The organism is Mycobacterium sp. NGS66 (assembly GCF_059812225.1).
On sequence record NZ_JCALCG010000019.1, the window covers coordinates 101,634 to 111,628 of the forward strand.

The 9,995-nt window shown below is 67.4% G+C and carries 10 protein-coding genes; 7 read left to right on the forward strand and 3 right to left on the reverse strand.

Annotated features, from left to right (window positions below; all coding sequences use genetic code 11):
* Window positions 1–4: 4 nt before the first annotated feature.
* The 3 genes from AC5Y2L_RS26515 (at window position 5) to AC5Y2L_RS26525 (ending at window position 3,649) form a co-directional block, all read left to right on the forward strand.
* Complete coding sequence (locus AC5Y2L_RS26515) at window positions 5–1,489, forward strand: aldehyde dehydrogenase family protein (protein WP_499933003.1); 1,485 nt, start codon at window positions 5–7, stop codon at window positions 1,487–1,489.
* Between the two features lie 217 nt (window positions 1,490–1,706).
* A complete protein-coding gene (locus AC5Y2L_RS26520; protein ID WP_499933002.1) occupies window positions 1,707–2,855 on the forward strand; it encodes a thiolase family protein in 1,149 nt (382 codons plus the stop codon).
* The gene (locus AC5Y2L_RS26525) at window positions 2,852–3,649 is read left to right on the forward strand and encodes a crotonase/enoyl-CoA hydratase family protein (protein WP_499933000.1); all 798 of its coding nucleotides are present in this window, start codon (window positions 2,852–2,854) and stop codon (window positions 3,647–3,649) included. Before AC5Y2L_RS26520 ends, AC5Y2L_RS26525 begins: the two co-directional genes overlap by 4 nt.
* Before the next feature lie 4 nt (window positions 3,650–3,653).
* Here AC5Y2L_RS26525 and AC5Y2L_RS26530 read toward each other — a convergent pair whose 3' ends face one another.
* On the reverse strand, window positions 3,654–4,670 hold the full coding sequence (locus AC5Y2L_RS26530) for an NAD(P)/FAD-dependent oxidoreductase (protein ID WP_499932998.1): 1,017 nt from the start codon (window positions 4,668–4,670) through the stop codon (window positions 3,654–3,656).
* Window positions 4,667–5,167: an isoprenylcysteine carboxyl methyltransferase family protein gene (locus AC5Y2L_RS26535; protein ID WP_499932996.1), complete on the reverse strand. Its 501-nt coding sequence runs from the start codon at window positions 5,165–5,167 to the stop codon at window positions 4,667–4,669. Before AC5Y2L_RS26535 ends, AC5Y2L_RS26530 begins: the two co-directional genes overlap by 4 nt.
* 157 nt (window positions 5,168–5,324) lie before the next feature.
* On the opposite strand from AC5Y2L_RS26535, the gene AC5Y2L_RS26540 reads away from it, so the two are divergent.
* Window positions 5,325–6,470 (forward strand): NAD(P)H-binding protein, encoded by a 1,146-nt coding sequence (locus AC5Y2L_RS26540; RefSeq protein ID WP_499932995.1) that lies wholly within the window; start codon window positions 5,325–5,327, stop codon window positions 6,468–6,470.
* The gene (locus AC5Y2L_RS26545) at window positions 6,467–7,189 is read left to right on the forward strand and encodes a CPBP family intramembrane glutamic endopeptidase (protein ID WP_499932994.1); all 723 of its coding nucleotides are present in this window, start codon (window positions 6,467–6,469) and stop codon (window positions 7,187–7,189) included. Before AC5Y2L_RS26540 ends, AC5Y2L_RS26545 begins: the two co-directional genes overlap by 4 nt.
* Before the next feature lie 17 nt (window positions 7,190–7,206).
* Here the strand turns inward: AC5Y2L_RS26545 and AC5Y2L_RS26550 are convergent, their stop codons facing one another.
* Window positions 7,207–8,019 carry an enoyl-CoA hydratase gene (locus AC5Y2L_RS26550; protein ID WP_499932992.1) on the reverse strand — a complete coding sequence of 271 codons (813 nt, stop codon included), beginning with the start codon at window positions 8,017–8,019 and terminating at the stop codon, window positions 7,207–7,209.
* A 92-nt stretch (window positions 8,020–8,111) separates the two neighbouring features.
* Between AC5Y2L_RS26550 and AC5Y2L_RS26555 the strand changes: the two genes are divergently transcribed.
* The gene (locus AC5Y2L_RS26555; RefSeq protein ID WP_499932991.1) at window positions 8,112–9,197 is read left to right on the forward strand and encodes a CaiB/BaiF CoA transferase family protein; all 1,086 of its coding nucleotides are present in this window, start codon (window positions 8,112–8,114) and stop codon (window positions 9,195–9,197) included.
* A gap of 55 nt (window positions 9,198–9,252) precedes the next feature.
* Window positions 9,253–9,995, forward strand: a 743-nt coding sequence (locus AC5Y2L_RS26560) for a 3-hydroxyacyl-CoA dehydrogenase (protein WP_499945273.1), incomplete at its 3' end; no start/stop codon positions are given.

Consider the following 9,995-nt stretch of genomic DNA (forward strand, 5'->3'; position numbering starts at 1 on the left):
AGATATGACTGAGGCTGTAAAGGTCCGGTTCGAGCCGAAGATGATGATCGACGGCAAGCTCGTCGATGGCCAAGCCGGCACCTTCACCAACATCAACCCCGCTACCGAGGAGCCGCTCGGTGAGGTCGCCGACGCGTCGAAGGAAGACATGCATCGGGCCATCGATGCGGCCCGGCGGGCGTTCGACGAGACCGACTGGTCGACCAACCGCGAGCTGCGCAAGCGTTGCCTGTTGCAGCTGCACGACGCCATAGAAGCCGAGAAGGAAGAGCTCCGCGAGGAGCTGATCCTCGAGGTCGGCTCGCCCCGGGCGATCACTTTCGGCCCTCAGCTCGACGCCCCGCTCGCCGACGGGTTGAAGTACCCGGCCAGGCTGATCGACGAGTACGCCTGGGAGACCGACCTCGGCGACCGGGTGATCAGCCTGACCGGCGCGAATACGTCCATCAAGGTGTGGCGGGAACCCGTGGGCGTCGTCGGCGCGATCGTGCCGTGGAATTTTCCGTTCGAGGTCACGATCAACAAGCTGGGCCAAGCACTGGGAACCGGCAACACCGTCGTCCTCAAGCCCGCGCCCAACACGCCGTTCAATGCAACCCGCCTGGGCAGGTTGATCGCCGAGAAGACCGACATCCCGGCGGGTGTGGTCAACGTCGTGACGGCGTCGGATCACTTTGTGGGCGAGGAGCTCACGCTGTCGCCGAAGGTCGACCTGATCTCGTTCACCGGTTCGACGGTCGTCGGCAAGCGGATCATGGAAAAGGGCGCCGCCACCATGAAGCGCCTGTTCCTCGAGCTGGGCGGTAAGTCGGCCACCATCGTGTTGGAAGACGCCGACTTCGGGTTGGCCTGCGCGATCGGCATCGCGCCCTGCATGCACGCCGGTCAGGGTTGCGCCAACCCGACCCGGATGCTGCTGCCGCGGTCGCGCTACGACGAGGGCGTGGCGATCCTCAAGGGCATCTACGAGAACGTCACGTGCGGCGACCCCCAGGACCCCGGAACGCTGTGCGGTCCGGTGATTTCGGAGAAGCAGCGCGATCGGGTCATGGGCTACATCCGCAAGGGCGTCGAAGAGGGTGCCACGGCGCTGGTCGGCGGCCCGGATGCGCCCACCGGTTTCGACAAGGGATTCTATGTCAGGCCAACGCTTTTCACCGACGTGGACAACTCCATGACGATCGCCCAGGAGGAGATCTTCGGGCCGGTGCTGGCCGTCATCCCGTTCGACGACGAAGAGGACGCGATCCGCATCGCCAACGACAGCATGTACGGGTTGGCCGGCAACGTCATGTCGGGCTCGCTGGAGCATTCGCTCGCGGTGGCCCGCCGGATCCGGGCCGGGTTCATCGGCGTCAACGGCGGGGCGCCCTACGGCGCCGACACGCCATTCGGCGGGTACAAGTACAGCGGGGTGGGCCGGCAGAACGGGATTGCCGGGTTCGACCAGTACACGGAGATCAAGTCCGTGGGGTATCCGGTCGGCTGACGACGCCATAACAGTCCACGCCGAACGTGCTCTGACGGCGAAAAATCTGCCAGATTTCCGCCGTCAGAGCACATTGGGCGATCTCGGCTGTACTCGGCCGAGTGCCCCACCTGGGCAGAAGCATAGGTTTTATAGCTAAATCGCACCCCGCCCCCGCGCCGCCCAACGCGTTGGTTGACAATCGAAGGAATTTACTCGCGTCAAAGGAGACCTGATCATGGCTGAAGCCGTCATCGTCGAGGCTGTACGTTCGCCCATCGGCAAGCGCAACGGAGGACTGTCCGGCGTACACCCGGCCGACCTGTCCGCGCAGGTCCTGAACGGATTGGCCACCAAAGCCGGCATCGATCCCGAGATCGTCGACGACGTCATCTGGGGTTGCGTGATGCAGGCCGGCGAGCAGGCCCTCGACATCGGCCGGACCGCCCTGCTGGCGGCTGGCTGGCCGGAGACCGTGCCCGGCGTGACCGTCGACCGCCAGTGCGGGTCCAGCCAACAGTCCGTGCACTTCGCCGCGGCAGGCGTGGTAGCCGGGCACTACGACGTCGTCGTCGCCGGCGGCGTGGAGTCGATGTCACGCACCCCGATGGGTTCGTCGCTGGCCAACGGCGGACGGCCGTACCCCGAGGCGTTCCTCACCCGCTACGAAGGCAAGATCCCCAACCAGGGCCTGGGCGCGGAGATGATCGCCGAGCAGTGGGGACTCGACCGCGTAGCGCTCGACGAGTTCTCCCTCGGCTCACACGAAAAAGCCGCCGCCGCACAGGATTCCGGCGCTTTCGACGACCAGATCGTCGGGATCAAAGACCAAGACGGCAACGTGGTCCTGAAGGATGAAGGCATCCGCCGCGGCACCCCGATGGAGAAGATGGCCTCGCTGAAGCCGGCGTTCAAGGAAGACGGCGTGATCCACGCGGGTAATTCCTCGCAGATCTCCGACGGCTCGGCCGCGTTGCTGTTCATGTCCGCCGAAAAAGCCAAGGAGCTGGGCATGAAGCCAATTGCCAAGGTGCACACCGCGACACTGGCCGGAGCCGACCCGGTCATCATGCTGACCGCGCCCATTCCGGCCACCCAAAAGGTGCTGAAGCGCTCCGGCCTGAGCATCGACGACATCGGCGCCTATGAGGTCAACGAGGCGTTCGCTCCGGTGCCGCTGGCCTGGCTGCGCGACATCGGCGCAGACGAGAAGAAGCTCAACCCCAACGGCGGCGCGATAGCGCTCGGTCACCCGCTCGGCGGGTCGGGCGCGCGTTTGATGACCACATTGCTTTACCACATGCGGGACAAGGGAATTCGCTACGGCCTGCAGACCATGTGCGAGGGCGGCGGTCAGGCCAACGCGACCATCCTCGAGCTGCTGTGACAGACGCCGGGCAGCCCGGCGCGCTCGTCGAGCACCATGGCAACGTCATGGTGATCACGATCAACCGGCCGGAAGCCCGCAATGCGGTCAACGCCGCCGTCAGCATCGCCGTCGGGGACGCGCTCGAGGAAGCGCAGAACAACACCGACGTGCGGGCTGTGGTGATCACCGGCGCCGGCGACAAATCTTTTTGCGCCGGAGCGGATCTCAAGGCGATTGCGCGACGGGAGAACCTGTACCACCCCGATCACGGCGAGTGGGGCTTTGCCGGTTACGTGCACCACTTCATCGACAAGCCCACCATCGCCGCTGTCAACGGCACCGCATTCGGCGGTGGCACCGAGCTGGCGCTGGCGAGCGACCTGGTGGTGGCCGACGAACGCGCCCAATTCGGGCTGCCGGAGGTCAAACGCGGCCTGATCGCCGCTGCCGGCGGCGTTTTCCGGATCATGAATCAGCTGCCGCGCAAAGTTGCGATGGAACTGCTGATGACGGGTGACCCGTTGAGCGCGTCCGACGCGCTGAAGTGGGGCCTGATCAATCAGGTGGTCAGCGACGGCTCGGTGCTGGACGCGGCGCTTGAGCTGGCCGCGCGGGTGACGGTGAACGCCCCGCTTTCAGTGCAGGCCAGCAAGCGCATCGCCTATGGAGTCGACGACGGCGTCATCGCCGACGAGGAAGCGGGCTGGGAGCGGACCGTGCGCGAAATGCGTTCGCTGATCAGATCCGAGGACGCCAGGGAGGGGCCGCTGGCGTTCGCCGAGAAGCGGCAGCCGGTCTGGAAGGCGCGCTGACTTCTCAAGACGCCAGGCGGTTCACTCCGTACCGGAAGACGCCGGGCAGCAGCGCGCACGCCGGCACGATGCCGCGACGCGTCACGTGCGGTACACCGGCCAACACCAGGCCGCGGGTGATCCAGCGGTAATTGCGGGTAATCCGTTGCCACGCAGCCTCATACGATGCCGGTGCGTCGTCGGCGATCGCCGCGACGGCGGCAGCGGCCTGCTTCAGGGCAAGGCTGATACCTTCGCCCGTCAAGGCATCCTCGTACCCGGCTGCATCGCCCACCAACAACACCCGTCCGGCCACGCGTCGCGAAACCACTTGCCGCAGTGGGCCGCAGCCGCGCGCCGGCCCGCAACTAGCACCCTGCAGCCGCTGCGCCAAGCGGGGGAACCAGGCGAGGTCGGGCTGCCCGCGCGAGAGCATCGCCACGCCGACCAAGTCCGGTTCCACCGGCGTCACATACGCCTCGCCCCAACGGGACCAATGAACTTCGACGAACTCGGACCAGGGCCGTACGCGATAGTGGCGGCGCACCCCGTAGCGTCGCGGCGGTCCGGCCGTCACGGCGATGTCTACCGCGCGCCGGACCGACGAATGCAATCCGTCGGCTGCCACCAACCATCGCGCGCGTACACCGGCAGCCGAGATTCCGTGCGGGTCCTGCTCGACGCCGGTCACGCGCGATCGGATCCATTCGGTGTCTTCTTCTTTGGCTCGCGCCGCCAGCGCGGCATGCAACGTGGTGCGTCGCACGCCGCGCCCGGGGCCGGTGCGAAATCGGGCCCGCGCCCGGCGGTGTTCGCTCACATAGTCGATCCCGTGAAACGGCAAGCCGGCCGGGTCCACGCCGAGTGCCGTCAATTCGGCGAGGCCGCCGGGCATCAGCCCCTCTCCGCACGCCTTGTCGATGGGGCTCTCCCGGGGTTCGGCCACGATCACCGAAAGGCCAAGCCGCCGAGCGTGTAACGCCGTCGCGAGGCCGGCTGGCCCGCCGCCGGCGACCAGCACGTCGGTGTCATAGCCGGTCATGTATATCCCAAAGCGGAATTCTCCACCCGGATCCGCGCCGTCAGCACGATCGCGTTGGCAGCCGTGAAGCCTGCGGCGGTCAACCATGCGGTGTGTACCAGCGGCAACGCGAATCCTTCGGCAACCACCGCAACATAATTCGGGTGATGCAGCCACCGGTATGGACCGCGGCGCACCAGCGGCGCATCCGGTAGGACGATGACCCGGGTGTTCCAGCGCCGGCCCAGCGACGCGATGCACCACCAGCGCAGTGCCTGGCTGAGACCCGCGACCGCCAGCATCGGCCACCCCAGCCAGCCGATGAACGGTCGGTGCAATGCCCAGGTTTCGACGACGCAGCCGAGCAGCAGCGCGATGTGGATGACAACCATCACCGGGTAGTGGGCCCGGCCAACTTCCTTGCCACCGTGCGCGAACGACCATTGGGCGTTCCGCGTGGAGACCACGAGCTCGATAACGCGTTCGATCCCCACCGCCAGGATCAGCAGGTAATACATGGATAGCCTCCCACGTAATGGCCCACGGTACAGCCGGTGGGGAGGTTCAACCGGGCTGTCGTGGGCGCGAGCGTGCGCAAATGTACGCGTCTGACGGCGTGTGCCTGTACAAACATGCACGCTCGCGCGAAAAGTGGCCACAGGTAGGTTGGACAGCGTGCGGATTCTTGTCACCGGCGCCACCGGCTACATCGGATCACGCTTGGTCACGGCCCTGCTGGCCGACGGCCACCACGTGCTGGCGGCGACCCGTAGCCCCGCACGACTCAAGCGGTTGGGTTGGTTCGACGACGTAACGCCAGTCGCCCTGGACGCATCGGACCCCGCGTCGGTGCGGGCCGCCATGCAGGCCGCAGGGCCGGTCGACGTGGTGTACTACCTGGTCCACGGCATCGGCCAACCCGGCTTCCGGCAAGCCGACAAGGCCGCGGCCGCGACCGTCGCAAAGGCCGCCAGGGACGCCGGTGTGCGGCGCATCGTCTACCTGGGCGGCTTCGTGCCCGAAGACCAAGCGTTGTCCGAGCACCTGTCCAGCAGGGCGGAGGTTGCCGAGGCCCTGACCGTGGTGGACGGCGCCGAACTGGTGTGGCTGGGTGCGGCCTTGATCATCGGCGCCGGATCGACGTCGTTCGAAATGCTGCGCTACGTCGGCGACCGGTTCCCGCTGATGCCGATACCGGACTGGATGGAAAACCCGATCGACCCGATCTCCATTCGCGACGTGCTGCACTACCTGGTCGCCGCCGCCGACTCCGGCAAGGTGCCCGCCGGTGCCTACGACATCCATGGTCCGGACACCACGTCCTACCGCGAGCTGCTCAAAACGTACGCCCGGATTTCCGGCAGATGGCATGCGGCGCTGCGGGTTCCGAGAGTTGACCCGACGGTGGCTTCGCGCGTCACGGGCCTCGCACTGCCGGTGCCGCAGGGATTGGCCGGAGATTTGGTCGAGTCGTTGGATCACCCGATGCTGGCCTCCGATGCCGGTCTGCGGGATCGCGTGCCCGATCCCCCCGGCGGCCTGCTGGGCGTCGACGACGCCATTGCGCTGGCCCTGGCCGACGGCTCGCATCGGCCCCGGCCGGTCAACGCCCTGGCTGACCCGCATCACCTCGCCGACAGCGATCCGGCCTGGGCCGGCGGTGACGCACTGCGCATCCGGCGCCTTGCCCGGGCCGTCACCCCGCCGATCGTGCGGCCGACCCTGAGTCTGGTCAACCTGGTTCCGGGCCCGCTGGCGGGTGCGCTTCGCACCGGGCTCGAAATCCTGATCGCCCTGGCCCCGAAAGTACGTCCCGCATGACCCAGACCCAGGCTCCCTACCGGACCAGCGTGGTCGCCGAAATGCGTCGCGCGATCACCAATGTTGCTGTGCCACACCACGAATCGCCTGGCGTGGTACGGCGCAGGCGGATCGTCGTCGCTATCACGCTGGTCATCGGCGCGGTGCTGCTCGGCTTTTCACTGCGGCGCCATCCGGGTGATACGAGTTTCTACTGGCTGACGCTGGCGCTGGCCGCCGTGTGGCTCTGCGGTTCGTTCCTGTCCGGGCCGCTGCATCTCGGTGGCATCTGCTGGCGCGGCCGCAATCAGCGCCCGGTCATCACCGGAACCACCATCGGGTTGTTGCTCGGCGGCGCCTTCGTGGTGGGCGGACTCGTCGCCAGGGAGATTCCGCCCGTCGCCCAGCTGATCAGGCACGTGTTGGCATACGCCAATCAGGGATCGTTTCTGCTGATCGTCCTGATCACCCTGGTCAACGGCATCGCCGAGGAAGCCTTCTTCCGGGGCGCGCTCTACACCGCCCTGGGCCGGCGCTACCCGGTGCTCATCTCGACCGTGTTGTACGTCATCGCCACCATGGCCAGCGGAAACGTGATGCTGGGCTTCGCCGGCATCCTCCTCGGCACCGTGTGCGCGTTCGAGCGCCGGGCCAGCGGCGGGGTGCTGGCGCCGATGCTGACCCATTTCGTGTGGGGTCTGATCATGGTGCTGGCGCTGCCGCCGCTGTTCGGCGTCTGACTGGTCCGGCCGCCGGTTCAGCTGTCGGTGAAGGTGGGGTCGCGGCGCTCCTGAAAGGCTTTCGTGCCCTCTTTGAAGTCGGGCGCCTGCAACAGGCCGGCCTGTCCTTGGAATTCGCGTTCCAGGGCGGCGTCCAGTTCGGTCAGCGTGGCGGCGTTGATCGCGTCCTTGGTCTTCGCGAACGCCACCGCCGGGCCGGCCGACAGCCTGGCGATCACCTTCGCCACCTCGGCGTCGAACTCGTCGGCGGGGTAGACCGCGCTCACCAGGCCCCAGGACAGGGCTTCGGCGGCCGGCAACCGCTCGGGTAGCAAGGCCATCCGCATCGCCCGGGTGCGACCGACGGCGGCGGCGACCAACGCCGACGCGCCGCCGTCGGGCATCAACCCAATCTTGGTGAAGGCAAGCATGAAAAATGCTTTGTCCGAAGCCAATACGACATCGCAGGCCAGGGCGATGGAAACGCCGACGCCGGCCGCCGGCCCCTGGACGACGGCAACCACGGGGTGCGGCAGCGCGACGATGGCCCGGATCAGCCGGTTGATCTCGAGGATGATCTCGTCCGGCGGGACCCCACCGCCGTCGGACACGTCGTCGGCACTGATGCCGGCTCCGGAGCTGAAGCCGCGGCCGGCCCCGCCCAGCCGCACCACCTTGACCTCCGGATCGGTGGCCGCGCACTCCAGCGCGTCGGCCATTCCGGTGATCACCGGAACGGTCAGCGAGTTGAGGCTGTCGGGTCGGTTGATGGTCACCGACAGCACGCCATCGGTCAACGTGACGTCCAGACCTGCAACGGGGGCGAGGGTGACGATTCCTGAATCCGGCATGCGCTCCACAGTAGGTGACCGGGATGCAGCCCTCCCGACCGCGGCTGCGAAGATGCGAACAACGTCGGAGCGGACGAAAGGTCGGTAGACAGATGGCGGGACCTCTGAGCGGATTGCGGGTTGTGGAGCTGGCGGGCATCGGTCCGGGCCCGCACGCCGCGATGATCCTCGGTGACCTCGGTGCCGATGTGGTGCGCATCGATCGCCCCTCGACCGGTCCCGGCGGTCCGGCCAAGGACGCCATGTTGCGCAACCGTCGCGTCGTGACCGCCAACCTCAAGTCCGACGACGGGCGCGAGCTGGTCCGCAAGCTCGTCGCCAAGGCCGACGTGCTGATCGAGGGTTTCCGGCCTGGGGTCACCGAGCGGCTCGGGCTGGGCCCGGAGGACTGCGCCAAGATCAACGAGCGCCTGGTCTACGCGCGGATGACGGGCTGGGGCCAGACCGGGCCGCGCAGCCAACAGGCCGGCCACGACATCAACTACATCTCGCTGAACGGCATCCTGCACTCGATCGGCCGGGTCAACGAGCGTCCGGTGCCGCCGCTCAATCTCGTCGGCGACTTCGGCGGTGGCTCGATGTTCCTGCTGGTCGGCATCCTTTCCGCGCTGTGGGAGCGACAGACCTCTGGCAAGGGTCAGGTGATCGATGCGGCCATGATCGACGGGTCCAGCGTGCTGGTCCAGATGATGTGGGCGATGCGGGCCACCGGCATGTGGACCGACGTCCGCGGCACCAACATGCTCGACGGCGGCGCGCCCTACTACGACACCTACGAGTGCGCCGACGGCCGCTACGTCGCCGTCGGCGCCATCGAGCCGCAGTTCTACGCGGCCATGATCGCCGGACTCGGTCTGGACGCCGACACGTTGCCGCCGCAGAACGACGTCACCCGCTGGCCCGAATTGCGTGCCTTGCTGACGCAGGCGTTCGCCAGCCACGATCGCGACCACTGGGCCAAGGTGTTCGCCGACTCGGATGCCTGCGTGACGCCGGTGCTGGCGTTCGGGGAGGCGCATACCGAACCGCATGTCGTCGAGCGAAACACCTTGTACGAGGTTGACGGCGGTCTGCAGCCCATGCCGGCCCCACGGTTCTCGCGGACGTCACCTGCTCGGCCACGCCCGCCGGCGGCGCCCGTAACCGACGTCGAGGAGATCCTGCGCGACTGGGTATAGTCCCAACCAACCAGTAGGTCGGGCGAGCAATGTCGGGTGAGTAATTAGGAGAAGCATGGAGATCAGGGACGCTGTCGCCGTCGTCACCGGAGGGGCGTCAGGCCTGGGGCTGGCCACCACCAAACGCCTGCTGGATGCCGGCGCTCAGGTGGTCGTGTTGGACCTCAGGGGCGAGGACGCGGTAGCCCAACTCGGCGATCGAGCGCGTTTCGCACAGGCCGACGTCACCGACGAGGCGGGCGTGGCCGGCGCGCTGGACACCGCCGAGTCGATGGGCCCACTGCGCATCGTGGTCAACTGCGCGGGCACGGGCAACGCCATCCGGGTGCTCAGCAAGGACGGCGTCTTCCCGCTGGATGCGTTCCGAAAGATCGTCGACATCAACCTGGTCGGCACGTTCAACGTGCTGCGGCTGGGTGCCGAGCGGATCGCCAAGACCGAACCCATCGGCGAAGAGCGCGGTGTCATCATCAACACCGCCTCCGTCGCGGCGTTCGACGGCCAGATCGGGCAGGCCGCCTACTCGGCGTCCAAAGGCGGCGTCGTCGGCATGACCCTGCCGATAGCCCGCGACCTGGCCAGCAAGAACATCCGCGTGGTCACGATCGCGCCGGGGCTGTTCGACACTCCGCTGCTGGCCGGCCTGCCGGAGCCGGCCCGCGAATCGCTGGGCAAGCAGGTGCCGCATCCGTCGCGCTTGGGCAAGCCCGACGAGTACGGCGCCCTCGCCGTACACATCATCGAGAACCCGATGCTCAATGGCGAAGTCATCCGGCTCGACGGCGCCATCCGGATGGC